This window comes from Streptomyces sp. NBC_01591 (assembly GCF_035918155.1).
In the GTDB taxonomy this organism is placed as follows: Bacteria; Actinomycetota; Actinomycetes; order Streptomycetales; family Streptomycetaceae; genus Streptomyces.
Map to the genome: position 1 here is coordinate 6,394,473 of NZ_CP109327.1, position 24,420 is coordinate 6,418,892.

Annotated in this window: 26 protein-coding genes and 1 pseudogene; 10 read left to right on the forward strand and 17 right to left on the reverse strand. The window is 70.0% G+C overall.

Annotation, left to right across the window (positions count from 1 at the left end):
• Positions 1–37 precede the first annotated feature (37 nt).
• Positions 38–547: pseudogene (locus tag OG978_RS29590) on the reverse strand (peptidoglycan DD-metalloendopeptidase family protein); the annotation flags it as partial.
• Positions 548–824: 277 nt separating this feature from the next.
• Between OG978_RS29590 and rpsB the strand changes: the two are divergent.
• From rpsB to OG978_RS29615, 5 genes are all read left to right on the forward strand, one after another.
• Positions 825–1,769 (forward strand): 30S ribosomal protein S2, encoded by a 945-nt coding sequence (gene rpsB, locus OG978_RS29595; protein WP_326768119.1) that lies wholly within the window; start codon positions 825–827, stop codon positions 1,767–1,769.
• Between the two features lie 99 nt (positions 1,770–1,868).
• Complete coding sequence (gene tsf / locus OG978_RS29600) at positions 1,869–2,705, forward strand: translation elongation factor Ts (RefSeq protein WP_326768120.1); 837 nt, start codon at positions 1,869–1,871, stop codon at positions 2,703–2,705.
• 159 nt (positions 2,706–2,864) lie between these two features.
• Positions 2,865–3,641, forward strand: a complete 777-nt coding sequence (pyrH, locus tag OG978_RS29605; RefSeq protein WP_326768121.1) for a UMP kinase — start codon at positions 2,865–2,867, stop codon at positions 3,639–3,641.
• 179 nt (positions 3,642–3,820) lie between these two features.
• Positions 3,821–4,378 (forward strand): ribosome recycling factor, encoded by a 558-nt coding sequence (gene frr / locus OG978_RS29610; protein WP_072487217.1) that lies wholly within the window; start codon positions 3,821–3,823, stop codon positions 4,376–4,378.
• Positions 4,378–5,463: a phosphatidate cytidylyltransferase gene (locus OG978_RS29615; protein WP_326768122.1), complete on the forward strand. Its 1,086-nt coding sequence runs from the start codon at positions 4,378–4,380 to the stop codon at positions 5,461–5,463. The genes frr and OG978_RS29615 overlap by 1 nt, the downstream gene beginning before the upstream one ends.
• A gap of 218 nt (positions 5,464–5,681) precedes the next feature.
• Here the strand turns inward: OG978_RS29615 and OG978_RS29620 are convergent, their stop codons facing one another.
• The 16 genes from OG978_RS29620 to OG978_RS29695 all read right to left on the reverse strand — a co-directional run bounded on the left by OG978_RS29620 (position 5,682) and on the right by OG978_RS29695 (position 18,052).
• Positions 5,682–6,941 carry a tyrosine-type recombinase/integrase gene (locus OG978_RS29620; RefSeq protein WP_326768123.1) on the reverse strand — a complete coding sequence of 420 codons (1,260 nt, stop codon included), beginning with the start codon at positions 6,939–6,941 and terminating at the stop codon, positions 5,682–5,684.
• 71 nt (positions 6,942–7,012) lie between these two features.
• Positions 7,013–7,255 carry a helix-turn-helix transcriptional regulator gene (locus OG978_RS29625; RefSeq protein WP_326768124.1) on the reverse strand — a complete coding sequence of 81 codons (243 nt, stop codon included), beginning with the start codon at positions 7,253–7,255 and terminating at the stop codon, positions 7,013–7,015.
• A 302-nt stretch (positions 7,256–7,557) separates the two neighbouring features.
• Complete coding sequence (locus OG978_RS29630; RefSeq protein WP_326768125.1) at positions 7,558–9,099, reverse strand: YfjI family protein; 1,542 nt, start codon at positions 9,097–9,099, stop codon at positions 7,558–7,560.
• Positions 9,096–9,407, reverse strand: a complete 312-nt coding sequence (locus tag OG978_RS29635; protein WP_326768126.1) for a hypothetical protein — start codon at positions 9,405–9,407, stop codon at positions 9,096–9,098. Before OG978_RS29635 ends, OG978_RS29630 begins: the two co-directional genes overlap by 4 nt.
• Positions 9,404–10,321, reverse strand: a complete 918-nt coding sequence (locus tag OG978_RS29640; protein ID WP_326768127.1) for a DNA primase — start codon at positions 10,319–10,321, stop codon at positions 9,404–9,406. The genes OG978_RS29635 and OG978_RS29640 overlap by 4 nt, the downstream gene beginning before the upstream one ends.
• Positions 10,322–10,400: 79 nt before the next feature.
• Complete coding sequence (locus OG978_RS29645) at positions 10,401–10,853, reverse strand: hypothetical protein (protein WP_326770207.1); 453 nt, start codon at positions 10,851–10,853, stop codon at positions 10,401–10,403.
• A 197-nt stretch (positions 10,854–11,050) separates the two neighbouring features.
• A complete protein-coding gene (gene traB / locus OG978_RS29650) occupies positions 11,051–13,054 on the reverse strand; it encodes a plasmid transfer protein TraB (protein ID WP_326768128.1) in 2,004 nt (667 codons plus the stop codon).
• A 65-nt stretch (positions 13,055–13,119) separates the two neighbouring features.
• The gene (gene traA, locus OG978_RS29655; RefSeq protein ID WP_326768129.1) at positions 13,120–13,719 is read right to left on the reverse strand and encodes a plasmid transfer protein TraA; all 600 of its coding nucleotides are present in this window, start codon (positions 13,717–13,719) and stop codon (positions 13,120–13,122) included.
• Between the two features lie 13 nt (positions 13,720–13,732).
• Entirely contained in the window at positions 13,733–14,125 is a 393-nt protein-coding gene (locus OG978_RS29660) for a DUF3307 domain-containing protein (RefSeq protein WP_326768130.1), read from the reverse strand.
• Positions 14,126–14,134: 9 nt separating this feature from the next.
• Positions 14,135–14,473: an RRQRL motif-containing zinc-binding protein gene (locus OG978_RS29665; RefSeq protein ID WP_326768131.1), complete on the reverse strand. Its 339-nt coding sequence runs from the start codon at positions 14,471–14,473 to the stop codon at positions 14,135–14,137.
• The gene (locus tag OG978_RS29670; protein ID WP_326768132.1) at positions 14,473–15,345 is read right to left on the reverse strand and encodes a DUF2637 domain-containing protein; all 873 of its coding nucleotides are present in this window, start codon (positions 15,343–15,345) and stop codon (positions 14,473–14,475) included. Before OG978_RS29670 ends, OG978_RS29665 begins: the two co-directional genes overlap by 1 nt.
• Entirely contained in the window at positions 15,342–15,623 is a 282-nt protein-coding gene (locus OG978_RS29675; protein WP_326768133.1) for a DUF6303 family protein, read from the reverse strand. The genes OG978_RS29670 and OG978_RS29675 overlap by 4 nt, the downstream gene beginning before the upstream one ends.
• Positions 15,623–16,024, reverse strand: a complete 402-nt coding sequence (locus tag OG978_RS29680) for a hypothetical protein (RefSeq protein WP_326768134.1) — start codon at positions 16,022–16,024, stop codon at positions 15,623–15,625. Before OG978_RS29680 ends, OG978_RS29675 begins: the two co-directional genes overlap by 1 nt.
• Positions 16,021–16,326: a hypothetical protein gene (locus tag OG978_RS29685; protein WP_326768135.1), complete on the reverse strand. Its 306-nt coding sequence runs from the start codon at positions 16,324–16,326 to the stop codon at positions 16,021–16,023. The genes OG978_RS29680 and OG978_RS29685 overlap by 4 nt, the downstream gene beginning before the upstream one ends.
• Positions 16,327–16,512: 186 nt before the next feature.
• The gene (locus OG978_RS29690) at positions 16,513–16,803 is read right to left on the reverse strand and encodes a hypothetical protein (protein WP_326768136.1); all 291 of its coding nucleotides are present in this window, start codon (positions 16,801–16,803) and stop codon (positions 16,513–16,515) included.
• Positions 16,804–17,335: 532 nt separating this feature from the next.
• On the reverse strand, positions 17,336–18,052 hold the full coding sequence (locus OG978_RS29695) for a GntR family transcriptional regulator (protein ID WP_326768137.1): 717 nt from the start codon (positions 18,050–18,052) through the stop codon (positions 17,336–17,338).
• 56 nt (positions 18,053–18,108) lie between these two features.
• Here OG978_RS29695 and OG978_RS29700 point away from each other — a divergent pair, with 56 nt between their 5' ends.
• From OG978_RS29700 to OG978_RS29720, 5 genes are all read left to right on the forward strand, one after another.
• A complete protein-coding gene (locus tag OG978_RS29700) occupies positions 18,109–18,930 on the forward strand; it encodes a class I SAM-dependent methyltransferase (protein ID WP_326768138.1) in 822 nt (273 codons plus the stop codon).
• Positions 18,931–19,101: 171 nt separating this feature from the next.
• The gene (gene rlmN / locus OG978_RS29705) at positions 19,102–20,208 is read left to right on the forward strand and encodes a 23S rRNA (adenine(2503)-C(2))-methyltransferase RlmN (RefSeq protein WP_093899078.1); all 1,107 of its coding nucleotides are present in this window, start codon (positions 19,102–19,104) and stop codon (positions 20,206–20,208) included.
• A gap of 244 nt (positions 20,209–20,452) precedes the next feature.
• Positions 20,453–21,565: a thiamine ABC transporter substrate-binding protein gene (locus OG978_RS29710; RefSeq protein WP_326768139.1), complete on the forward strand. Its 1,113-nt coding sequence runs from the start codon at positions 20,453–20,455 to the stop codon at positions 21,563–21,565.
• A gap of 155 nt (positions 21,566–21,720) precedes the next feature.
• Positions 21,721–23,334 carry an ABC transporter permease gene (locus tag OG978_RS29715; protein WP_326770208.1) on the forward strand — a complete coding sequence of 538 codons (1,614 nt, stop codon included), beginning with the start codon at positions 21,721–21,723 and terminating at the stop codon, positions 23,332–23,334.
• Between the two features lie 2 nt (positions 23,335–23,336).
• The gene (locus tag OG978_RS29720; RefSeq protein WP_326768140.1) at positions 23,337–24,362 is read left to right on the forward strand and encodes an ABC transporter ATP-binding protein; all 1,026 of its coding nucleotides are present in this window, start codon (positions 23,337–23,339) and stop codon (positions 24,360–24,362) included.
• The last annotated feature ends 58 nt before the right edge of the window (positions 24,363–24,420 follow it).

Below are 24,420 nucleotides of genomic sequence, written 5' to 3' on the forward strand. Positions count from 1 at the left end.
GCCGCAGTCCCCAGTGCAGACAGCCCGACGCGCAGTGGAAGGGCCCCGCCTCCACGACCGCCACCACCTGCCCCGCCGTCACCTTCTCGCCCTTCGCGACGAGCGCGCGCACCGGTTCGTACGTGGTCCGCAGCGGCGGATCGCCGCTGCCCGACACCTCGATCGCCAGCACCCCGCGCCCCGCCACACGCCCTGCGAACGAGACCTGTCCCGAGGCGGCAGCGAGCACCGCAGCGCCTGGCTCCGTGGCGAGGTCGACTCCGCGGTGGCCCCGCCCGTAGGCGCCGTCCGGGGGCTCCCAGCCCCGTACGACCGCAGGCCGCCCAGCAAGCGGCCAGACCCGGTCGCCGACCGGTCCCGGCGTGGGTGCCGGCCCCGGCCCCGGCACGGGAGCGGGCGCGGGCGTCGGCCCTCCGGCCGTGGCGACCGGTGTGCCGCACACCACCGCCAGCAGGGCCACCACCGCCACCACGAGCGCCTGCCGCACGCGGGGGGAAGCGGACCCCGCGGGAGCGGCCGGGTCGGTCGGATCAGTTGTGCATCGCATGGCAGAACCGTCCCGCAGCCCCCCGATCCGCGGGGATCATGAACCGGACCTGTGGACAACCAGCCGGTTGTGGACAGCGCCGTCACCCGGCACCCGGGCCGTCCCGTACACTTCCTATGGCGATCCGGGTCACCGGGTCGACTTCGCACGCCCCGCCACCTCCCTCTCTGCGGACGGTGGCCGCGCTCCTCGGTCCCTTGTGGCACGGCGCGTCGGGGCGTCAGGCGCGACAGCAATCCTGCGGTCGCGACAACCGAGCACCTCAAGGAGTACGGCCATGGCCGTCGTCACGATGCGGGAGCTGCTGGAAAGCGGCGTCCACTTCGGTCACCAGACCCGTCGCTGGAACCCGAAGATGAAGCGCTTCATCTTCACCGAGCGCAACGGCATCTACATCATCGACCTGCTCCAGTCGCTGTCGTACATCGACCGCGCCTACGAGTTCGTCAAGGAGACCGTCGCCCACGGCGGCTCCATCATGTTCGTGGGTACGAAGAAGCAGGCCCAGGAGGCCATCGCCGAGCAGGCGACGCGCGTCGGCATGCCGTACGTCAACCAGCGTTGGCTCGGTGGCATGCTCACCAACTTCTCCACCGTCTACAAGCGCCTTCAGCGTCTGAAGGAGCTCGAGCTCATCGACTTCGAGGACGTGGCCGCCTCCGGCCTCACCAAGAAGGAGCTCCTGGTCCTCTCCCGCGAGAAGGCCAAGCTGGAGAAGACCCTCGGTGGTATCCGCGAGATGCAGAAGGTGCCGAGCGCCGTCTGGATCGTCGACACCAAGAAGGAGCACATCGCCGTCGGTGAGGCGCGCAAGCTCCACATCCCGGTCGTCGCGATCCTCGACACCAACTGCGACCCCGACGAGGTCGACTACAAGATTCCGGGCAACGACGACGCGATCCGCTCCGTCACCCTGCTCACCCGCGTGATCGCCGACGCCGTCGCCGAGGGCCTCATCGCCCGTTCCGGTGCCGCCACCGGTGACTCGAAGCCGGGCGAGAAGGCTGCCGGCGAGCCGCTCGCCGAGTGGGAGCGCGACCTGCTCGAGGGCGACAAGAAGGCCGACACCGAGGTGCAGACCTCCGCCGAGACCGAGAAGGTCGCGGACGCCGAGGCCGCTGAGGCCCCCGCCGCCGAGGCTGCCGCTGAGGCCCCCGCCGCCGAGGCTGCTGCTGAGGCCCCCGCTGTCGAGGCTCCGGCCGCGGACGCCGAGCAGGCCTGACACCCGTCACGGCTGATGACGGCGGGGGCCGGTGCCACAGGCACCGCCCCCGCCGTTCACCCGTAGATCTTTCAGACTTCGAGAGAGAAACCCAGACTCATGGCGAACTACACCGCCGCTGACGTCAAGAAGCTCCGCGAGCTGACCGGCGCCGGCATGATGGACTGCAAGAAGGCGCTCGACGAGGCCGACGGCAACGTCGACAAGGCCGTCGAGGCGCTCCGTATCAAGGGCCAGAAGGGCGTCGCCAAGCGCGAGGGCCGTTCTGCCGAGAACGGCGCCGTCGTCTCCCTCATCTCCGAGGACAAGACCTCCGGCGTTCTGCTCGAGCTGAAGTGCGAGACGGACTTCGTCGCCAAGGGCGAGAAGTTCCAGACCGTCGCCAACACGCTCGCCGCCCACGTCGCCGCGACCTCCCCGGCAGACCTGGCCGCGCTGCTCGCCTCCGAGATCGAGGCCGGCAAGACCGTCCAGGCGTACGTCGACGAGGCCAACGCCAACCTCGGCGAGAAGATCGTCCTGGACCGCTTCGCGCAGTTCACCGGCGGTTACGTGGCTGCGTACATGCACCGCACGATGCCCGACCTCCCGCCGCAGGTCGGTGTCCTTGTCGAGCTCGACAAGGAGAACGCCGAGGTCGCCAAGGACGTCGCGCAGCACATCGCCGCCTTCTCTCCGAAGTACCTCAACCGCGACGAGGTCCCGGCCGAGACGGTCGAGAACGAGCGTCGTGTCGCCGAGGCCACCTCTCGCGAGGAGGGCAAGCCCGAGGCCGCCCTTCCGAAGATCGTCGAGGGTCGCGTCAACGGCTTCTTCAAGGACGTCGTCGTCCTGGAGCAGGCCTTCGCCAAGGACAGCAAGAAGTCCGTCCAGAAGGTTCTGGACGAGGCCGGTGTCACCCTGAAGCGCTTCTCGCGCATCAAGGTCGGCATCTGAGTCCGTCCGCGAACAACGGTGGACCCCGATAGGGTCTAGTGCAGTCGTCGGCCGCACTCACGCCGTACGACCGCAGATCTGACGAGGAGGCCATTGCCGCTGAGGGACACCAGACCCACCGGCAATGGCCTTCTTCGTATGTGCACGAGGAGAATCTCCATGAACAAGGGCGCGGACGCCGCAAAAGGTGACCACAAGCGCGACGACGGCAAGGTGGCCGGACGCTTCATGCTGAAGCTGTCCGGAGAGGCGTTCGCCGGCGGCGGGGGTCTCGGTGTCGACCCCGACGTCGTACACGCCATCGCCCGGGAAATCGCGGCGGTCGTCCGTGACGGCGCGGAAATCGCGGTCGTCATCGGCGGCGGCAACTTCTTCCGCGGTGCCGAGCTCCAGCAGCGCGGCATGGACCGGGCCCGGTCCGACTACATGGGCATGCTCGGCACGGTCATGAACTGCCTCGCACTCCAGGACTTCCTGGAGAAGGAGGGCATCGACTCCCGCGTCCAGACCGCCATCACCATGGGGCAGGTCGCGGAGCCGTACATCCCGCTGCGCGCCGTGCGCCACCTGGAGAAGGGCCGCGTCGTCATCTTCGGCGCCGGCATGGGGATGCCGTACTTCTCCACCGACACCACTGCCGCCCAGCGCGCGCTGGAGATCGACGCAGAGGGCCTTCTGATGGGCAAGAACGGGGTGGACGGGGTCTACGACTCCGACCCGAAGAGCAACCCCGACGCGGTGAAGTTCGACGCGCTCGAGTACAGCGAGGTTCTCGCCCGCGATCTCAAGGTCGCCGACGCCACCGCCATCACGCTCTGCCGCGACAACGACCTGCCGATCCTCGTCTTCGAGCTGACCGCCGCCGGCAATATCGCCCGTGCGGTCAAGGGTGAGAAGATCGGCACGCTCGTGAGTGACCGGAGCACCCGGGCCTGAGGACCGGGGGGCCTTCCCGGAGTACGACGGGAAGGTCCGGGCCCTCGGGGGATCCCCCGGGACCGGCCCCGAAGGATGGACAACGGCCTGCCGGTCGGACACCGTGCAGGTGAGGACGCGACGCAGGACCCGCCGGGCCCGAGCACGACGGGCCCACTCAAGACACGCAGGAGCACGTGGTGATCGAAGAAACCCTCCTCGAGGCCGAGGAGAAGATGGAGAAGGCCGTCGTCGTCGCGAAAGAAGACTTCGCCGCGATCCGTACCGGCCGTGCGCACCCGGCGATGTTCAACAAGATCGTCGCCGACTACTACGGCGCGCTGACCCCGATCAACCAGCTCGCCTCGTTCTCGGTGCCCGAGCCGCGCATGGCCGTCGTGACGCCGTTCGACAAGACCGCGCTGCGCAACATCGAGCAGGCCATCCGTGACTCGGACCTCGGCGTCAACCCGAGCAACGACGGCAATATCATCCGGGTGACCTTCCCGGAGCTCACCGAGGAGCGCCGCCGCGACTACATCAAGGTCGCCAAGGGCAAGGCCGAGGACTCCAAGATCTCCATCCGCGCCGTGCGCCGCAAGGCCAAGGAGACCCTCGACAAGCTGGTCAAGGACAAGGAGTCGGGCGAGGACGAGGTGCGTCGCGCCGAGAAGGAGCTCGACGACACCACCGCGAAGTACGTCGCACAGGTCGACGAGCTGCTCAAGCACAAGGAAGCCGAGCTGCTCGAAGTCTGATGAACGACTCTTCCTGGGGCGCCGCGCAGGGAGCCGGCCACTGGGGTGCGCCCGAGATGCAGGCTGCTCCGGCGGGTCCTGCATACGATGTGAATGACGCCCAGCAGACTCGGCCCATGCCCATCGTGCCGGACGTTCCCGACGCAGGTAGAGACGCTGACGACCGTGATGACCGGGACCAGGGGGCCGGACGCCTGAGCGGCGGTCCCCTGTTCCGTGACGAGAAGCCGCAGGAGCCCATGTCCACCGCGCCGCCACCCCCGCAGAAGAAACGTGCGGGCCGTGATCTGCGAGCCGCCATAGGGGTCGGTGTGGGGCTCGGCGCCGTCATCGTCGCCTCGCTGTTCATCGTGAAGGCCGTCTTCGTCGGTGTGATCGCCGTCGCCGTCGTCGTGGGCCTGTGGGAGCTGACCTCCCGGCTCCAGGAGCGCAAGGGCATCAAGGCGCCGCTCGTCCCGCTGGCGGTGGGCGGCGCGGCGATGGTGGTGGCCGGTTACGCGCGGGGCGCCGAAGGCGCCTGGGTGGCGATGGCGCTGACCGCGCTTGCGGTGCTCGTCTGGCGGATGACCGAGCCGCCCGAGGGCTACCTCAAGGACGTCACGGCCGGTGTGTTCGCGGCGTTCTACGTACCGTTCCTCGCCACGTTCGTCGCCATGCTCCTGACCGCCGACGACGGACCGTGGCGGGTGCTCACCTTCCTGCTGCTGACCGTGGTCAGCGACACGGGTGCGTACGCCGTCGGCTGGCGCTTCGGGAAGCACAAGCTGGCGCCGCGCATCAGTCCCGGCAAGACCCGGGAAGGCCTGTTCGGGGCCGTCGCCTTCGCGATGGTCGCCGGTGCGCTGTGCATGCAGTTCCTGATCGACGGCGGTTCCTGGTGGCAGGGGCTGCTGCTCGGCCTCGCGGTCGCGGCCAGCGCCACCCTCGGGGACCTGGGCGAGTCGATGATCAAGCGGGATCTGGGGATCAAGGACATGGGCACGCTGCTGCCGGGGCACGGCGGCATCATGGACCGGCTGGACTCGCTGCTGCCGACCGCCCCGGTGGTCTGGCTGCTGCTGGTGCTGTTCGTCGGTTCCGGCTGAGAGCAAGGGTTTTGGCCGAGAGCACGGGTTCCGACTGAGAACACGCCTCTGACCTGGGATTTCACGAGTGAGGGTCCGCTGTCCACAGGACGGCGGGCCCTCACTGTTCTGTCTGCGACACTGGATGAACCATGCCTAAGCCCGGAGAACTGACAGTCGCCGGGTGCGATCAAGCCCCCTACCTGCGTGTTTGGCACAAGTAGGGGGCTTGCTGCTTGCTACTGGGCCGTCTCTGGGCCGTCCGGCTTGCGGTCAGCGGGCAGGAACACTCGGTCAACGGCGTTCCTCGTACGCTCCTGACTCGACGGCATCAAGTGCGCGTACACCCGCAGCGTCAGTGCTGGGTCGGTATGCCCCAGGTACTGGCTGACGGCCTTGATGCTTTCCCCGGCGTCCAGAAGAACGGATGCGTAGAAGTGCCTCAGCGCATGCATGCCGTGCTCGCGCGCGGATTCGTGCTTGCCGTCTTCCCCGGCCTCCGGGATGAGGCCAGCCGTGGAGAGCGCAGGCTTCCACTCCTGGATGTTGAAATTGCTGCGCCACACCACGCCGCGCGCAGTGTTCGTGAACAGGAGACGGGCCGATACCTTCGGCCCGTCGGGCTTCCGCCACGGCAGCGTGATGTCTGCCGGCTTGCAGGCATCCATGTGCACACGCAGAGCCTCAGCCACCGAGGGCGGCAGCGGCACGTCACGCTCCCTGGCGCATTTCGGCGGGGCGAACACGGCCTTCCCTCGAATGAGCTTCACCTGCCGGACCACATGAAGGATGCCGTTCTCGAAGTCGAGTGCATCCTCAGCTAGCCCCACGATCTCCCCCTGTCGGAGCCCGCAGCCCGCTCCCGCGTCCACCATGGTCTGATACCGCTCGGGAAGCGCCGCGCGAACCGCGTGCACCTGTGCGGGTGACCACGGCACGACGCGCCGCCGTTCGACGGCCGGCGGACGGACGGATTTCGCGGAGCACGGATTCCGGGGCAACAGCCCGTCGTCCACAGCTGCGCTCAGCACAGCTCGAACGTCGCCGTAGATGTTGCGCGCGTACGCGCCGCTGACGGAGGGGTTGATCTCCAGCGCGCCTACGAGCTCACGGACGTGCTCGGGGCGGAACGAGTCCAGGGGACGCGTGCCGACGATGGGGAACGCATGCAGGCGCAACCGTTGTTCGGTGACGATCTGACTGGACAGATCCGCACTGTGGGCCTTGAGCCACTTCTCGGCGTAGCCCTTGAAGGTGATTCGGGCCGCACGCGGGTCGATGTACTGGCCGCGAGACATGTCGGACGCGATGTCCGTGAGCCACTTCTCGGCAAGGCGCTTCTGCCGGTCCGGGAAGCTCTTGGATTTCTCGGTGCCGTCGGGGCCGATGTAGCGGGCGCGGTAGCGCATGCCGGTGCCGTGGCGGTCGGTCTTGACCTTGGTGGTCTTGCCGTCGGTCGTTTCGGTTTTGTACCAGCGGTCTTGGATGTGGCCTGCCAAGGGGTGCTCCTGTGGTCATGCGGCAGGGGCGCAACCCCTGTGGGTTGCGCCCCTGCTGGTGGTGGTCGGCGTTATGCGGCTTCGTCCGTGCTGAGGCTGTCGACCCATTCGCGGACGGCTGCGGGGTCGTAGCGCAGGTGCTTGCCGATGCGGATGGCGGGCGGTCCGATCCGCTTCTTGCGCCAGGCGTAGACGGTTTCGACGCTCGGGAGGCTGAACATGGCTGCGAGGTCTTCGGGGGTGAGGTAGCGGTCGGGCAGTCCGGCGCGCAGGGTGGTTCGCGGGTCGGTTGCCGGGGCGCGGGTGGTGGTCACCGGGGGCTCCTCGGTTCGTCCGGTCGGCGTGGTGGGGCCGGTTTTCCGTGACAGAACTGACAGAACCTCGCCGATAGCCCGCTGACCTGTGGTTTTCTACGGTTTCCGGCGTCGTGACAAAACCTCGAAAAACTCTGACAGAACCTCCAGGTGGGGGGTTCTGTCAGAGCGCCCGTTTCCGGGCGGGGAGGTTCTGTCAGAGTTTCCGGAGGTTTTGTCACAGCCGTGATCTTGGCTGTTTGTGCAGGTCAGCGGGCTGGTGCGGGGGTTGTGTCAGTTCTGTCAGCGGAATGGGGGTTCTGTCACGCGCCGACGAGCGGCGGGGTGAGCGAGGGGTGGGTGTCGTAGCGGGGCGACGGCGGCCGGCCACCTCGCCCCGTGCGCGGCGGCAGGGGCTGCTGGCGTACCCAGCCGTGCTCTTCGAGCAGGAGCAGGGCGGGGTCCAGGTCGGTCATGGCGGGGAAGTCGCCGCGCGACAGTCCGCGGAACAGCTCCCGCTTGGTGAAGCCGGACAGTCGCTGGTCTTTGAGGTGGGTGAGGACTTGGTGGGCGGCTTCCTGCGCGGGATCGGCGCCCATGTCGTCGAACACTTCGAGTGCGTGGGCGGTGAAGTAGTCGCCCAGCTCGGTCGCGGCGGCCATGGTGGCCGCTTCGATGGGGAGGGCCCATCCGTTGTCGGGGTGGGTGGCCAGGTGCAGGAGGCCTGCGATGCGGGCCACGGCGCCGTCCCGCTTGCTGGCCCACTTCACGATCGGGGCGAGCGAACCGCCCTTGCCGAGACGGGACTCGGTGACCTTCTGATAGGCCAGTATCACCGCGTCGGCTTCCGGGCTGAGCGTGAGCACGGCCGGGTCGGTCCAGTCCGCGAGAGACATCGTCAGGCCGCCGAGGCGCTGGGCGTAGGTGGCGGCGGTCTCCTCGGTGATGAGTTCCGGGGTGAGGTTGCGGGAGCCGACCAGGGAGACGGGCTTGGCGTAGAGGAACCGTGCGAGCAAGCCCCGGCCGTCGGCGCCCTTCACCCGGCCGATCGCGTCCAGGACCTCGGGCTGAATCGCGAGACCCATGGTGACGGCGGGGTTCTCGATGTGCTGGGCTTCGCGGCCCTGGCGGTTGACGCGGGCCATGTCCCCGGCGTGGCCCTTGAGGAAGACGCCCATGTTCGGGGCCCCGGAGTAGCGTCCGGCGATGATGTCGAAGATCTCGCCCTCGGCGGACATGACGCTGATCCGCCCGCCCTGCTCCGCCAGCAGGGTGGCGAGGCTTTCGGGGGTGACGTCGTCCGCGACCAGTTGGGGCTTGCAGGGAACGGTGAGTTCTTCGGCCTGCTGGGCGAGGTGGACGGCTTCGGCGGTCAGTTGATCCCGCAGTCCCGGTTCGGCTGCTGCGGCTTTCTGGGCGGCCTTGTCCGCTGCTGCCTTGGCGAGACGGGCGGTCGTCTCGGCCTCGGCCCGCAGCGGGCCGGAGAGTTCGACGAGCGTCTTCTCCACGGCGAGCAGGGGTCCGGTCATGAGGGCGAACACGGCGGACTTGCGGTTGCCGGGCGGTAGAGCGACGGCGGTGTAGAGGTTGACCGGCTCGCGCCAGTGCCCGCGCACGCACACGGTGGCCCGGCCACCGGCCGCCGTGGCGATGACTCCCAGGGCCAGGCACCCGGCCAGATCGGCCGGTGTCTGCGTCTCCTCGGCCACCGCCGCGACCATGTCACCCAGCCACGACGGCAGGGTGTGCACGGGGAAGGCGGGCAGGGCCCGGCGGTGGTTGAGGGGTACCGGCTCGTCCCAGACCGGTCCGGCGATGGTCTCGGCGTCCAGGGCGTTGAAGCCCTCCCACAGATCGGCGGTCATGCGGCGTTCCTTCTGTCCTGCTCGGGGGAGAGGTGCGGGCACTGCCCGACGCGTACGCGGGCATTCAGTTCGGTGACGGCTCGGCGTCCCCGGGCCCGCTCGTGGTGGCCGCAGGCACACAGCCAGTCCGCGACAGGGATCCCGCCCCGGTCCAGCCCCCGGATGTGGAGACCGGGGCGGATGCCGGACACGGTGGTCGCGTGCTGGTCAGGGCGAACAGCAGTAAGGACGGCCTTGCGGCCGACGTCTTTCGCGCCCAAGGCCGTCCAGGGCGCTGTCTGCTTGGCGCGGTGCGGGCGGGTGGTCATGCCGTCCTCCCCGCATTGAGGCTGAACAGGCCGTTGGTGACGGCACGTTCGGCGTATGCCTCGGGGACACCGACGGAGACGGCCGCAGCGATGATCTGCTGTCCCATGGCGTCCAGGCCGCACGGTCCGGGACAACCGGTGTGCTGCTTGGCGAGGAACTGGGCGACTCCGTACGCCTGTGATCCGGCGCCGGATTCGGTCCGGGCACGGACCAGGGCCACGCCTCGGTCCAAGCCGGTACGCACGAAACGCTCGGTGTGGCGGCATCCGGTGGCCACCGTCGCATCCCACGTGGCCGACCGGGTGAGGGAAGAGACCACCTCGCCGCGGGCGGGGGTGGTCTCTTCCCTGTCGACCAGGGCGCGGACGACGTCCGGCAGGCGGGTCATGGTGCCGGTGCCAGGCCCGAGCCACCGGGCGTAGGCCATGCTCGACTTGATGTCGACGCCGGGGCGTACGTGGTTCGCGGATCGCATCGAGCCCAGGTAGATCCAGTGCTCACCACGGGTGGTGAGCACTGTCCGGGTGGCGGGTAGCGATTCGCGGGCCCAGATGACGGCGTCGACGTCGTCCAGGTCCACCACGGTGAGCCGGGCGCCGCCGGGGTGGTAGGCGACGGCCTGCGCCTGCTGCCACGCCGACGCCCAAGCGAGGGAATGAAGTACGGCGGGGTCGGCGGTGGCGGCGGCCCAGCCGTGGCAGATGTCGATGCACCGACAGGGCCCGGCGGTCTTCATGTTCGGCCGGCCGCCACAGGCGTTGTCCCGGCAGGCGGCGCAGTTCCCGAACGGGAGCTTCCCCGCCCGCAGGGGCAGCACGGGCACGCCGACTGCCGCGAGCCCCAAAGCAGTTTCCAGGTGTGCCAGTAAGCGCGGCCGGTGGCCGTCTCGCCGGATCGGGATCGGATGGGTCATGCTGGGTGTCTCCAGTTCTGTAGAAGGTGCTGGCAGGCAAGGGCGGCCCCGGACTTTGGCGAGACGGGGGCCGCCCTGCTCACTGCTGGTTGGTGGTCTTGGCCCACACGCCACGGGTGGTGGTGTGGACGTTGCGCCGGTCCTGGTGGACGGGCCCCTTGTAGTGGTGGTGGTGCACGTCCGGCAGTGCTTCCTTGCCGCGGCGGACCAGCCGGGCGAGGGCGAGGATCGGGACGGCGGGGGCTCCGAGGAGCAGGGCGAGGACGGTGGGGTCGGCGTGCTGGGATGCGATGAGCAGGCCGATCGCGATCAGGCCGGGGGGCACGGTGGCGAGTCCGGCGGTCAGCATGAGCCTGCTCGCGTCGGTGGCCTTCTGGGACATGGGCGGGATGCCTGGCTGGGCGACCGGGGGCGTGCTGCCGTACTGGGGCAGCGGGGTCGTGTCGCGGTAGGCGGTGGGCGTCTCGGGGGTGGGCCGGTAGGCGTCGGTGATGATACGCGCGGCTTCGGCCGCGGCCTCGGCGTCGGTCATCGGGAGCGGGCGAGCGGGACGGTTCACGGGGTACTCCTCCCGGGCGGGCCGGGGGCCCGGCGTCGGGTGTGACGCCGGGCCCCCGGTCAGGGGGTCGGGTAGGTGTGACGGGGGTGTGACGGGCCGCTGTGAGGGCGCGTCACACCCGCTCCCGCCTAGGGGTTTGGGTGTGACGCGGCCGTCACATGTGACGGGTGTCAGGCGGCGGCGAGGACGGGGACGATGCGCCACCGGCCGGTCTGGGAGGTCGGCTGGAGACGGCCCTCCATGGCGGCGTCCTTCAGCCGCTTGGACACCCAGGACCGACCGAGGTTGTTGCGGTCGCACCAGTCCATGAAGTCCTTCGGTCCGATGACCATTTGCCCGGCCGCCTCGAACTCGTCGAGCGCGCGGGCGAACAACTGCCTGGCTTCCTCCGGGCCCGGCTTGCGGCCGGTTTCCTGACCGAACAGCGGGGTGTCGTCACCCTGCTGGGCCGGGGGAAGGTCGGCCTCGGGGTCCATGGCGGCGTCCTCGGGGTCGAGCTGGGTGCCGGTCTGGATGTCGTCGGTCTGGTCCGGCACGGCAACCTGCCCTGTCTCGTCGGTGCGGCGGCCGGTGTACGCGCGGCCGACGACCGCCTTGGCGGCTCCGGCGGTGATCGGGTCGGCCTCGGCGCCGTTGCGTACGCCCCACTGCGCGAGCATCTCCATGACGGACACGGACCGGGTGGTGAACTGCTGGGTGCGGCCGGGGGAGGCGTAGCGCTCCGGGTCGATACCGCCCGAGACGATGTAGCAGTAGCCGGGCTTGCGGTTGCCCCACGCTCCGGGGTGGGCGCCCTGGTCGATGACGGACTCGGGCAGGCTGAAACCCTCGTCCCTCGGGTCGCAGCCGAGCGCGATCACGGACGGGAGAGAGGCCCGGGTGCTGGTCGACATCTGGTCGTAGGACGGGCGTTGCAGCGAGACGATGAGGGAGACGCCGGCGGACCGGGCTTCCTGGGCGATGCCGGTGAACGCGTCGTCGCCCAGGGCGCGGAGCGTGTTGGCGGCCTCTTCCATCCACGCGACCATGTACGGCATGCCGGGGCAGCCGCACGCGGTGCGGTCCGGTCGGCAGGAGTGCGCCGGGTCGGTCTGCGTACCGGCGGCCTCCTTGGTCCATTGCCGGTAGCTGTGTCGGCCGAGCCATCCCGTTCGGGCGGGGATGACGTGCTGCAGCGCTTCGACCATGGCTTCCGTGTCTGCTCCGCCCTCGACTGCCCAGTCGTAGGCGGGGAGTAGCGGACGGAAGTCCTGGAACGCTTTGGGGTCGGACAGCCACATGATGACGTCGCTGCGGGACAGGATCTCGGTCATGAGGTTCAGGGCGGCGTCGCCCTTGCCGGACCCGGTGCCCCCGGCGATTAGGAAATGGCTGGCGTTGCGCCCGGCCTCCGGGTCGCCGGGCAGCCACACCATGAGTGGCGATCCGTCGTCGTACTGGCCGATGACCAGCGGGTCCGTGATCGAGGCGCCCGGCTGCGACGGGCCTTCCCACGGCTGAGGCTCGGTCAGCATGTCCTTGGGCACGATGACCAGGTCCCCGCGCCGGGCGGAGTCCGGGTCGGGCTGGAACCGGACTGCCGACTGCGGGAGGTCCAGTGCGGACGCGATCCGTACCAGTGCTTTCGCGACATCGTCGGTGGTCTGCTCCCCGCCCTCCAAGGCGAGCGCCGCGGTGACCCTGTTCGGCTCGACCTGCGTGCGGCCGATCATCGCCTTGGCCAGACCGACCTTTGCGAGCAGCCCCTTGTCGGCGGACTCGGTGGCCGCAGGACCGTCGGAGGTCCGCAGCGCCATCCGCACGTTCCAGGACAGGGCGAGCACCACACCGCCCATCAGGAAGGTGTCCGGCAGGATCCCGGCCAGCGGTCCTTCGAGCGCGGCCGCGGTCACCCACGCCGACGCGGACGCCACGGTGATGGCGGAGTGCAGGCGCCGCTGCGGGCTGGTCTCCCGACCGGCCCACCACGTGGCGCTGGTCAGGGCCACGGCGGACAGGGTCAGCCCGACCCCCGCCCCGACCGAATCGGCCCACAGCAGGTGCGCACCGCTCCCGGCGACACCGATTCCGACAACGCCGAGCCACGGCGGGAGGTGCGGCTTGGCCCGGTGCAGGAGGTACGCCCCGATGCTGCCGCCGGTCGTCGATGTGCTGTGGTCGCTGCGGGTCCTCATCCGTTGTGCCGTCCTTTCCAGCTCTCGTTCCATGTCTCGTCCGTCCTGGTCAACCCACCGGCGGCTCACTGCGCGGTCCAGTTCATGCGGGGCCGCTCCGGGCGCTGGGCGCGGTGGCGGTGGGCGCCGAGCTCGCCCTCGTACTCCTGCTGGAACTGGGCGTAGCAGGCGGCGGCGAGCTTGGCGGCGTTGCGCAGCTCGTCGGCCGCGCGCTGCATCTTGCGAGAGACCTTGAAAGCCCTGATCTTGGCGCCGCCCATCCGGCCGTCCGGGTCCGGGACGGTGCTCAGCACCGCCTTGAGGATTTCGGCGCCCATCGCGACCTCGAAGGAGAGCATCACGGCCGCGGCCCGCAGGCTGTTGCAGTAGTCGCGGATCTGAGCGGGGCTGCTGAACTCCGGTGCCGGGAGCAGGCCCTGAGCGCTCTTCGTGCCGCCCTGCTTCGGCACCTTGTTGTTGTTGATCGTGAGGTTGATCGGCGGGACGACCGATGCGCCCATCGCGCCGACGAAACCGCCGGCCATCGCGCCCGCGTTCGCGAACTTGTCGCTCTTGTCCGTGCTGCTACGCACACCGCCGCGCCTGTTGGCACGGGGCGGCGGCCCGTACGGCTGCTGTCCCTGTTGCCGCGCGAAGTTGTTGACCCCGTTGCTGTTGCTTGCCATGGTGATCTCCTTTTCAGGCGGAGAGGAAGAGAGCCGCGACGAGCAGGGCGGCGATGTGGGCGGTCTGATCGACGTGCGCGGCACCGCCGTTGGCGGCCCAGGTGCTCTGGCGGGCCAGGCGCATCCAGGCGGCGACGGGCCAGCGCCGGTCGATCACGGCGTGAGTGGCACCGATCCACAGGACCGCGGCCAGGGTGGGCAGCAGCGGGAGCCGCCAGCCCAGGACAGTCGAGCCCAGAGCGAGCAGGAGCGCGCAGACGACGACATGTGTGGAGGCGTGGGAGGCGTTGGCCGTCCAGCCCTTGACGCCGGGCCCGGCCTTGCACTCGGCCTGATGGTCGGTCTGAAGCGGGTAGTCGGCGATCAGATGGCCGACGTAGAGCAAGAACGCTAGGTCAGCGAACACGTCTTCTCCTCAAGCGGCGAGAGTGGGAGCGGAGTCGTGGCAGGTCACGCACATGCCGAGCGATGGCGGGATGCAGTACCCCGCATCCCGTCCGCAGACGGGGCAGGTGCGGCGGGCCGTGTTCGCCTTGGCGAGCGCCGCCCACTTGGCTGGCGTCATCGGGCGGACCGGCTTGGCACGGTCGACGAGGTACAGGTACGCGACCAGCGGGTTGCGGCGGCGGCGCGGTCGTTCGAGCTGAGCGGCGACGTCCTGACCGCCAGGCCGCAGCCCGAGGGCGCGGAGCTGTCGGCGGGTGGCGTAACCGTCGGGGGCGAGGCGCCACCGGTAGACGGGAAGTGCGGCCATCACATGGCCCCGGCTTCGACAGCCCGCAGGTGCGGGCGGGACGGCTCCTCGTCGTCGCGGACGGCGAGGATCTGCTTGCGTCCCCACGACTCGCTCATGCCGAATGCGTCGCCCAGCGCACGGGCACTGAGCGGGCGGCCCGCCTGTACGGATTCGCCGTACGCACGGCGGGCGTCCTGCCGCATCCTCTCCAGCTCCGCTTCCTCGAACTGGTCCCGAGACAGGGCCGCGTCGGTGGTCTCTTCCTCCGGTGTGCGGGCGGTGTGCGGATCAGGCGCCTGCACGGCGTCCGCATGGGGCGCGACCTGCGCGGACGGCTCCACGACGGGCAGCGGGGCAAGGGGTTCGGCCGCCTCGGTGGCGGGTGTCTGCGCGGGGCGTGCGGGGGTGTGCGGGGCGGGTGCGGATTCCTGCCCGTCCGGCACCCGCACGGTCTCGGCGGCGGTGCGGTGGTGCAGCACCTTCGCGACCAGATCCGACCCGAAGAAGATCGCACCGACCGGCAGCGACGTCGCGATGAGGACGAGTGCGTAGTGCGCACTGTCCCAGTGCGCGAGGCGGACCATGCCGATGTCCGGCTGATGCAGTGCGGGGACCAGGCCGTGCACGTAGTTGAGGACCAGCGACGCGACGGTGTACCCGCCCAGCACCCAGAGCGCGAACCGGCGGTCGGTGCCGGTCAGGACCAGGGTGGCGATCAGGGCGAGAGCCATCAGCCCGTCCACGACGAACGGGTAGAGGGTCGCCGCGGCCGGATCGGCGCCGATCGCACGGGCGATGTCCCGCAAGGCGTTCCAGGACACCCGGAACGCCATGCCGACCACGGCGACCAGCGCGACGACCAGGAGCACGCGGGGGTTGATGCGCTTCATGCCGCACCCCCGTCGGTCAGGCCCGTCGGGCGGACCGGGATGACGGCGACGAGGTGGGCGGCGACCGGGGTGGGGCGCGTCTCGCGCCAGTCCCACTCGGCCCCATCCACGGCCGCGTATCCGAGACCGGCCAGTGCCGCCGCCCGCTCCTCCAGGGTCGGGACCGGGATGACGCGGCGGAACTCGTGCACGGGCCATTCCAGCGCCGGGGCGTCGGTCAGGACGTACAGGCTCCAGGTACCGGCCACCCCCGTGGCCATGCGCGCCTCGGGCAGCATCACGCCACCCCCGGACCGGTCATGAGCGAGAAGGGCATGGCCCGCCAGGCGACCTGAGAAGCGGGAAGGCCCGTGCCCGGCCCCCAGCAAGCGCGATCCGCACCCAGCTCCACCGCGTGATCCTCGGCGGCCTGGAGGCTGAGGTGGATGCTGTGGGGCTCGCCGTAGTGCAGCAACAGCACGGCCGTCTTCAGCCCGCTGTGCGCATCCTCCAAAGCGGCCCGCAAGGAGCTGCAGACGTGCTCGGCGCGCTCCACCCGGCTGCTGAGATCGAGAGCCGAGCGCGTGTGACCGGCAAACGCCTGGTCGGTCATCTTCTGTACCTCAGCCGCGCGGCGGCGGGCCTGGTAGAGGGCCGCGGTCAGCCTGCGGAGCCGGGCCGTGGTGACAATGCGAATCACGCCGCCACCGCCACACCAGCGGTGCCGCCCATCACCGAGCGGCGGACCGCACGACGCGGGCGCCGGCCGGACGGCTGGCGCTTCAGCGGCAGCGTCCGCAGCAGGGACTCGGCGTAGGCCGCGACCTCCGGGTCACTCTCGCGGAGCTCCGCGAGCACCTCGTGCGCCACGTCCAGCCGCGCCGCCCGCTCCATCGCGGACTCCGTGGCCGGACCGGTGAACAGCTCCAGGTCGATACCGAGCGCCAGCTCGGTGAACTCGGTGGCCGTAACGGCCACGTGACCAGCAACGATGTTCTTCATGGGTCGGTTTCTCCTTGCGGTGGGACGGCCCGAAAGGCGGCCCCGGTGGTAGGACACCGGGGCCGCGGGCCGTTGAGTGGTTCCGCCCGTCGAGGCGAGCGGCCCGGCTACCGGGGGCAGCCGTAGTGCCCCGGGCCGGATTCGATCCAGCGCCCTCGCGGCGAGTTGCCGGGGCTGTGGTGCGGGTCAGAGCATCAGCCGGTACTCGGCGACGATCTCCGGGACGTCCGCGAGCTGACGGGCCGCCCGGCGGACGTGAGCCGCGCGTTCCTGGCCGGTGCTGATGTCCGCGGCGAGCAGGGACGCGGCGGCGTCGTCGAGTGCGTCGGCCCCGGTCACGCCGCAGCGGTCGAGGATGGTGGCGGCGGCGGATACCTGCTCGGCGAATTCGCCGAGCGAGGAGGCCGACGGTTCCGCGATGACATCCGCGATGTAGTGGCCGTAGCTGGACATAGTGAGCTCAGCGGTGATTGTCATGAGGTCCCTCTTTGGTGTGGTGGCGATTGGGCGGTGGCTCGCGCCCCGGGCCGGATTCGATCCGGCGCCCTCACGGCCTGTTGCCGGGGCTCGGTTCTCCTGTTCGCACGGCGCTGCTCGTTCCGGGGAGATCCGAGGTCCCGGAAGTCTGAGGTCGCAGTTTTGAAGGTGGCCGTGCGGTTCTTTAAAGCCGATGGCGTGTCCCCCGCATGGGGTGTGGGGCCCGGTTGTGACACGGGCCCGTTCTCGGTCGGCTGGTCTCCACTCGCCTCAGCCGGAATGGTCACGGCCGTCGTACTGCGGTGGATCACGCTGTTGAGTTTTGGCGTGACGGAATCGACCCCTCCGAAAGTTCCGAAGCGGGCGATGGCCACACCAAGAGACTGGACCGGTGGACCGGTCCAGTCAAGCGATGAATCTGTCCGCCGCCACCCACCCTCGAAGGAAGTCGCAGGTGGGGGCCGGTTTCAGGGCAACAAAAAAAGCTGAACCGGTGGACCGGTCCAGCTTGTCTCTCTTGCTCGTTGTGCGCCTACATCGCGTAGGTATCCACCTGCTCGAAGAATGACGAGGGTGTGACGCCCTCCTCGCAGACCAGCGGTTTTCCCTGCTCGTCATACGCCGTGTGCAGCAGCACGGCTACCGGCGTGTTCTGCGGCACTTTCAAGCGGTCCGCCTCCGTCTCTGACGCGCCGCGCACGGTGGTGACGTCCACGCCTTCGGCCGGGCCCCGTCCGGTCTGTCGCCGGACGTAGCGCGTTGTCCCTTCAGCGATTGGTGAAGTGTCTGCGAGGCGCGGTGACGCCTCTGCGATCTCCGGGGGGAACCATGCCTCAACGCAGCTGTTCGGCGTTCCGTCCGGGAGCTGGAGGACGCGAACGCGCCGAAGCGCCTTAGTCCCGGGGGAGAGTCCGAGCGCGGCGGCGACACGGGCGGGGGGCTCCACCCAGTCGGGTGCGCCGACGCGCAGGAACGGCATCCCGCCCAGGATGCGCGCCGATCCCGAGCGGCGAGCGCCGGCGGGGCGGGCAACGGGTGCCTCCGTGACGACGAACCCGGTTCCCTGCTTGGCTACGACCACACCGTCGGTACGCAGCACGTCGACGGCCTTGACGGCAGTGGCTCGTGACACATTCCACTGCTCAGCCAGCTCGCGACCCGACGGGATCGTGTCCCCGGGGGCGATCTCGCCAGCGGCAATGCGGGCGCGCAGGAACTCTGCGATCTCTTCGTACTTCAGGACTGCCATGGCTTCCCCTATTCCCTGCGCTGGACTGGTCCACCGGTACACACGATACTGCGACCATGTCGAATCTCGAATTGGCTCCCTCCGTGATGCGGTTCTATGGCGAGACGGTCAACGAGGACAGTCGTCTGCGTAGCTCCGCAGACGGTCGGATGGAACTGCTCAGGACTCAAGAACTCCTCCGACGCTTTCTGCCCCCCGCGCCGGCGCGCGTGCTCGATGTGGGCGGAGGGACCGGGATTCATGCTGAATGGCTCGTGAAGGACGGCTACGAAGTCGCTCTAGTCGATCCGGTGCCTCGTCACGTTGAGGCTGCGTCGGCGGTGTGCTCAGCGGTCGTAGGCGACGCGCGCGACCTGCCCGAGCCGGACGACAGCTTCGACGTCGTGCAGCTCCTTGGGCCGCTCTATCACCTGCCCGACCCCGCCGACCGGCAACGAGCGCTGGCCGAAGCCTCCCGTGTCGCCAAGCCCGGCGGACTGGTCGCCGCCGCCGCTATCAATCGCTATGCGTCACTCTTCGAGCACGTTACGTACGCCCACCTGCACACCGAACGAATCCGTGCGTCCGTCTCCAAGATTCTGGAGACGGCCGTCTATGACGGTGTGCGGGGATTCACTCTGTCGTACTTCCACCGGGCCGAAGAGCTTGTGACGGAGCTGGTCGCCTCTGGGCTGGAGGGCGTGCAGGTCTTCGGCATCGAAGGCCCCGCATGGTCGCTGGTGAAGGCGGCGGAACAGCAGCCAGGCGAAGGCCCCACGGATGAGCTGATCGCCTCAGCCATGGAGGCGGCCCGCATGGCGGAGCCGTACCCGGAACTTCTCGCTGCCAGCTCGCACCTCTTGGCCGTTGGCACGGTCCCGTCCAACGGCGTCGACTGACGGCCTTGACCTGCGGGCGGAGCTGTGGCGCCGGGCCGTGTGTGGGCCGTCGGAGGGCCGCCGACGACGACCCACAACCACCAACAACGACCGGCACCGCCCGGCCCTGGTGGTCGCTGAGCTGGGCGACGGCCCGGCGCACCTCGGCGTGTCTGCGACACTGAATGAACCATGCCTAAGCCCGGAGAACTCACTTTCGTCGCGCCCCGCGGAGCCAAGAAGCCGCCGCGGCACCTCGCCGACCTCACGCCCGCCGAGCGCAAGGAAGCCGTCGCCGCGATCGGCGAGAAGCCGTTCCGCGCCCAGCAGCTCTCGCAGCACTACTTCGCGCGGTACGCGCACGACCCGGCGGAGTGGACCAACATCCCGGCCGGATCGCGGGACAAGCTCGCCGAGGCGATGTTCCCCGACCTGATGTCGGTGGTCCGCCACATCAGCTGCGACGACGACACCACCCGCAAGACGCTGTGGAAGCTGCACGACGGGACGCTCGTCGAGTCCGTCCTGATGCGCTACCCGGAGCGGGTGACGATGTGCATCTCCTCGCAGGCGGGATGCGGGATGAACTGCCCGTTCTGCGCGACGGGACAGGCCGGGCTCGACCGCAATCTGTCGACCGCCGAGATCGTCCATCAGATCGTGGACGGGATGCGGGCGCTGCGCGACGGAGAGGTCCCCGGGGGTCCGGCGCGGCTCTCCAACATCGTCTTCATGGGCATGGGTGAGCCGCTCGCCAACTACAACCGGGTGGTCGGCGCGATCCGCCGGCTGACCGACCCGGAGCCGGACGGGCTGGGGCTCTCGCAGCGCGGGATCACCGTCTCCACCGTGGGCCTGGTGCCCGCGATGCTCCGGTTCGCGGACGAGGGCTTCAAGTGCCGTCTCGCCGTCTCGCTGCACGCGCCGGACGACGAGCTGCGCGACACCCTCGTCCCCGTGAACACGCGCTGGAAGGTGGGCGAGGTGCTGGACGCCGCGTGGGAGTACGCGGAGAAGTCCGGCCGCCGCATCTCCATCGAGTACGCGCTGATCCGTGACATCAACGACCAGGCGTGGCGCGGTGACCGGCTCGGCCGGCTCCTCAAGGGCAAGCGGGTGCACGTCAACCTGATCCCGCTGAACCCCACGCCCGGCTCCAAGTGGACCGCCTCGCGGCCCGAGGACGAGAAGGCGTTCGTCGAGGCGATCGCGGCCCACGGGGTGCCGGTGACCGTGCGGGACACCCGGGGCCAGGAGATCGACGGAGCCTGCGGACAGCTGGCGGCGGCCGAGCGCTGAGGCCACTCCCGGACGGGCGCCGAGGCCCGTGTAGCCTGGGCCCGAAATCAACTTCATATTCCGACAGGGGAGCGCCACAGCGCTGAGAGTGCGGCACCGAGACAGGTCGGCCGCAGACCCTCTGAACCTCGCCCGGGTCATTCCGGGTAGGAAGTTCGGTCATCAACTCATGCTGTTGCGCCCTGCCCGCATTCCGCGGGCGGGGCCGCGTCTCTTCCTGGCCAAAACCCAGGAGGAATCCATAATGAGCACCACGCGCAGGACCAGGCAGCTCGCGGCATCGGCCGTCGCCGCCGCGCTCGGTGTCACCGCACTCGCCGGATGCGGGAGCTCCGACGAATCGGCCTCCGGTTCCGGAGGTACGAAGGGCTCGGGCTCCAAGACCGTGACCCTCGTCAGCCACGACTCCTTCAACGCCTCCAAGGACGTACTGAAGGAGTTCACCAAGGAGACCGGCTACACCGTCAAGGTGCTGAAGAGCGGCGACGCGGGTGTCGCGCTCAACCAGGAGATCCTGACCAAGGGCTCCCCGCGCGGCGACGTGTTCTTCGGCGTCGACAACACGCTGCTCTCCCGCGCCCTCGACAGCGGGCTCTTCACGCCGTATCAGGCGAAGGGGATCGACCGGGTCGCGGCCGACACCCGGCTCGACGCCGACAAGCACCGGGTCACCCCGGTCGACACAGGCGACATCTGCGTCAACTACGACAAGAAGTACTTCGCCGACAAGAAGCTCGCGCCGCCGCGGTCCTTCGACGACCTGGCGAAGCCCGCGTACAAGAACCTCCTCGTCACCGAGAACGCCGGAACCTCCTCGCCCGGCCTCGGCTTCCTCCTCGGCACCGTCGCCACCTACGGCGAGAAGGGCTACCAGGACTACTGGAAGAAGCTGGAGAACAACGGCATCAAGGTCGTCGACGGCTGGGAGCAGGCGTACAACGAGGAGTTCTCCGGCTCCGCGGGCGGGAAGAAGGCCAAGGCCGACCGTCCGCTCGTCGTCTCGTACGCCTCCAGCCCGCCCGTCGAGGTGCTGTACGCGAAGCCGCAGCCGGCCGAGGCCCCGACCGGCGTCGCCACCGGGACCTGCTTCCGTCAGATCGAGTTCGCCGGCCTGCTGAAGGGTGCGAAGAACGAGGCGGGCGGCAAGGCCCTGCTGGACTTCCTGATCAGCAAGAAGTTCCAGGAGGACATGCCGCTCAACATGTTCGTGAACCCGGTCACCAAGGACGCGGAACTGCCGGAGCTCTTCACGAAGTTCGGCGCGACGGTGGACAGGCCGACGACCGTGGCCCCGGACGAGATCGCCAAGAACCGTGAGCAGTGGGTCCAGTCGTGGTCCTCGCTCGTAGTGAAGTAACGAAGACTCCCGTACGCGGAACGGACGCGGGCGGGAGCGGCCAGGCCGGGAGCGACGCGGGCGGGAAGGCTCCCCGCAGCCGGTCGGGCCGGTCGGCGCACGCGGATGCCGCTCGTGCGAAGGCCCGGCGCGGGAGCGCGGTGCGGCTCGGGCTGATGGCCCTGCCCGTCGCGTTCTTCGCGCTGTTCTTCGCCTACCCGGTCGCCGCGATCGTCGGCCGGGGCCTGAAGGCGGACGGTGTCTGGCAGTTCGGCCGGATCGGCGAGGTGCTGACCCGGCCGGACATCCGCGAGGTCCTCTGGTTCACCAGCTGGCAGGCGCTCGCCTCGACCGCGCTGACGCTGCTGATCGCGCTGCCCGGCGCCTATGTCTTCGCCCGCCTCGACTTCCCCGGCAAACAACTGCTGCGGGCGGTCGTCACGGTGCCGTTCGTCCTGCCGACCGTGGTCGTCGGGACGGCCTTCCTGGCGCTGCTGGGACGCGGCGGATTCCTCGACGAACTCTGGGGCGTACGGCTCGACACCACCGTCTGGGCGATCCTGCTCGCCCATGTCTTCTTCAACTACGCGGTGGTCGTACGGACGGTCGGCGGGCTGTGGTCCCAGCTCGACCCCCGGCAGGAGGAGGCCGCCAGGGTGCTGGGGGCGGGACGGTTCGCCGCCTGGCGCCGGGTCACTCTGCCGGCCCTCGCACCCGCCGTGGCCGCGGCCGCGCTGATGGTCTTCCTCTTCACCTTCACCTCCTTCGGGGTCGTGCAGATCCTCGGCGGTCCCGGGTACTCCACGCTGGAGGTGGAGATCTACCGGCAGACCGCGCAGCTGCTCGCGCTGCCGACGGCCGCCGTGCTGACGCTGGTGCAGTTCGCCGCGGTCGGCGCGATCCTCGCCGTTCACGCGTGGACCGTACGGCGCAGGGAGACCGCGCTGAAACTGGTCGACCCGGAACGGACCGCCCGCAGGCCGCGCGGCGCCGGGCAGTGGGCGCTGCTCTGCGGGGTGCTGCTGACCGTGCTCCTGCTGATCCTGCTGCCGCTCGGGGTACTGGTCGAGCGCTCCGTGGACACCACCGGCGGCCATGGCCTCGACTTCTACCGTGCGCTGGGGTCCGTGGACGCCGGCGGCGGTACGTTCCTGGTCGCGCCGCTCGAAGCGATCTGGAACTCCTTGCAGTACGCGCTGGTCGCGACGGTCATCGCGCTGGTCATCGGCGGGCTCGCCGCGGCGGCGCTGACCCGGCGCGCCGGTCGGCTCGTGCGCGGCTTCGACGCACTGCTGATGCTGCCGCTCGGGGTGTCCGCGGTCACCGTCGGCTTCGGCTTCCTGATCACTCTGGACAAGCCGCCGCTGGACCTGCGGACTTCCTGGATCCTGGTGCCGCTCGCCCAGGCGCTGGTCGGTGTGCCCTTCGTCGTACGGACCATGCTGCCCGTCCTGCGCGCGGTGGACGGGCGGCTGAGGGAGGCGGCGGCGGTGCTCGGGGCGTCACCGCTGCGGGCCTGGCGGGAGGTCGATCTGCCGTTGGTGCGGCGGGCGTTGCTGGTCGCGGCCGGTTTCGCGTTCGCCGTCTCGCTCGGCGAGTTCGGCGCGACGGTGTTCATCGCGCGGCCCGACCGCCCGACGCTGCCGGTCGCCGTGGCCCGGCTGCTGGGGCGGGCCGGGGAGCTCAACTACGGCCAGGCGATGGCCCTCAGCACCATCCTGATGGTGGTCTGCGCCGTCTCGCTGCTGCTGCTCGAACGTATCCGCACGGACCGGTCCGGGGAGTTCTAGAGATGCTGACACTGGAATCGGCCACGGTTCGCTTCGGCGAGCGGGCGGCGCTCGACGCGGTGGACCTGGAGGTCGCCGAGCACGAGATCGTGTGTGTGCTCGGGCCGAGCGGAAGCGGCAAGTCCACCCTGCTGCGGGTGGTCGCCGGACTGCACCCGCCGGACGGCGGCCGGGTGCTGCTGGACGGCGCGGACCAGGCCGACGTGCCCGTGCACCGGCGCGGTCTTGGCCTGATGTTCCAGGACCACCAGCTCTTCCCGCACCGGGACGTCGGCGCCAATGTCGCGTTCGGGCTGCGGATGCACGGGGTGCCGCGCCGCGACCAGGAGCGCAGGGTCGGCGAACTCCTCGACCTGGTGGGCCTGCCCGGCGCCGAACGGCGCGCCGTCGCCGCGCTGTCCGGCGGTGAGCAGCAGCGGGTCGCCCTCGCGCGGGCCCTCGCCCCGCGCCCCAAGCTGCTGATGCTGGACGAGCCGCTCGGCCAGCTCGACCGCGGTCTGCGTGAACGGCTCGTGGTCGAACTGCGCACGCTCTTCGGGCAGTTGGGTACGACGGTGCTCGCCGTCACCCACGACCAGGGCGAGGCGTTCGCCCTGGCCGACCGGGTGGTGGTGATGCGGGACGGACGGATCGCCCAGGTGGGCACTCCGCTGGAGGTCTGGCAGCGGCCCGCCTCCGCCTTCGTCGCCCGGTTCCTCGGCTTCGACAACGTGGTCGAGGCGACGGTGACCGGCACCGTCGCCGACACGGTGTGGGGCGAGGTGCCGGTGCCCGAGGGCTCGCCGCAGGGGGCGTGCGATCTGCTGGTGCGTCCGGCCGGGGTCGGGATCGGCGCCCCGGACGAGGGGCTGCGCTGCGTGGTCGGGACGCGTACGTTCCGGGGCAATCACGTCGCCGTGCGGCTGACGCCGCAGAGCGGTCCGGAGCTGGAGGCGGAGTGCGCGCTGCGGGACGCCCCCGAGGAGGGCTCGACGGTCGGGGTCGGCTTCGACGCGGCGGAGACCGTGGTCCTGCCCGCCCGCTTCTGAACCGGGCGCGGCCGCGTTCACCGGACCGGACGAGCCGGAAGCGGCACCGCTCGCGGGA

Coding starts and splice junctions, on each gene's coding strand:
- rpsB (WP_326768119.1), top strand. CDS start 825: ATGGCCGTCGTCACGATGCGGGAGCTGCTGGAAAGCGGCGTCCACTTC.
- tsf (WP_326768120.1), top strand. CDS start 1,869: ATGGCGAACTACACCGCCGCTGACGTCAAGAAGCTCCGCGAGCTGACC.
- pyrH (WP_326768121.1), top strand. CDS start 2,865: ATGAACAAGGGCGCGGACGCCGCAAAAGGTGACCACAAGCGCGACGAC.
- OG978_RS29615 (WP_326768122.1), top strand. CDS start 4,378: ATGAACGACTCTTCCTGGGGCGCCGCGCAGGGAGCCGGCCACTGGGGT.
- OG978_RS29630 (WP_326768125.1), bottom strand. CDS start 9,099: ATGACCGCCGATCTGTGGGAGGGCTTCAACGCCCTGGACGCCGAGACC.
- OG978_RS29635 (WP_326768126.1), bottom strand. CDS start 9,407: ATGACCACCCGCCCGCACCGCGCCAAGCAGACAGCGCCCTGGACGGCC.
- OG978_RS29640 (WP_326768127.1), bottom strand. CDS start 10,321: ATGACCCATCCGATCCCGATCCGGCGAGACGGCCACCGGCCGCGCTTA.
- OG978_RS29645 (WP_326770207.1), bottom strand. CDS start 10,853: ATGACCGACGCCGAGGCCGCGGCCGAAGCCGCGCGTATCATCACCGAC.
- traB (WP_326768128.1), bottom strand. CDS start 13,054: ATGAGGACCCGCAGCGACCACAGCACATCGACGACCGGCGGCAGCATC.
- traA (WP_326768129.1), bottom strand. CDS start 13,719: ATGGCAAGCAACAGCAACGGGGTCAACAACTTCGCGCGGCAACAGGGA.
- OG978_RS29665 (WP_326768131.1), bottom strand. CDS start 14,473: ATGGCCGCACTTCCCGTCTACCGGTGGCGCCTCGCCCCCGACGGTTAC.
- OG978_RS29670 (WP_326768132.1), bottom strand. CDS start 15,345: ATGAAGCGCATCAACCCCCGCGTGCTCCTGGTCGTCGCGCTGGTCGCC.
- OG978_RS29675 (WP_326768133.1), bottom strand. CDS start 15,623: ATGCTGCCCGAGGCGCGCATGGCCACGGGGGTGGCCGGTACCTGGAGC.
- OG978_RS29685 (WP_326768135.1), bottom strand. CDS start 16,326: ATGAAGAACATCGTTGCTGGTCACGTGGCCGTTACGGCCACCGAGTTC.
- OG978_RS29690 (WP_326768136.1), bottom strand. CDS start 16,803: ATGACAATCACCGCTGAGCTCACTATGTCCAGCTACGGCCACTACATC.
- OG978_RS29695 (WP_326768137.1), bottom strand. CDS start 18,052: ATGGCAGTCCTGAAGTACGAAGAGATCGCAGAGTTCCTGCGCGCCCGC.
- OG978_RS29700 (WP_326768138.1), top strand. CDS start 18,109: ATGTCGAATCTCGAATTGGCTCCCTCCGTGATGCGGTTCTATGGCGAG.
- rlmN (WP_093899078.1), top strand. CDS start 19,102: ATGCCTAAGCCCGGAGAACTCACTTTCGTCGCGCCCCGCGGAGCCAAG.
- OG978_RS29710 (WP_326768139.1), top strand. CDS start 20,453: ATGAGCACCACGCGCAGGACCAGGCAGCTCGCGGCATCGGCCGTCGCC.
- OG978_RS29715 (WP_326770208.1), top strand. CDS start 21,721: ATGGCCCTGCCCGTCGCGTTCTTCGCGCTGTTCTTCGCCTACCCGGTC.
- OG978_RS29720 (WP_326768140.1), top strand. CDS start 23,337: ATGCTGACACTGGAATCGGCCACGGTTCGCTTCGGCGAGCGGGCGGCG.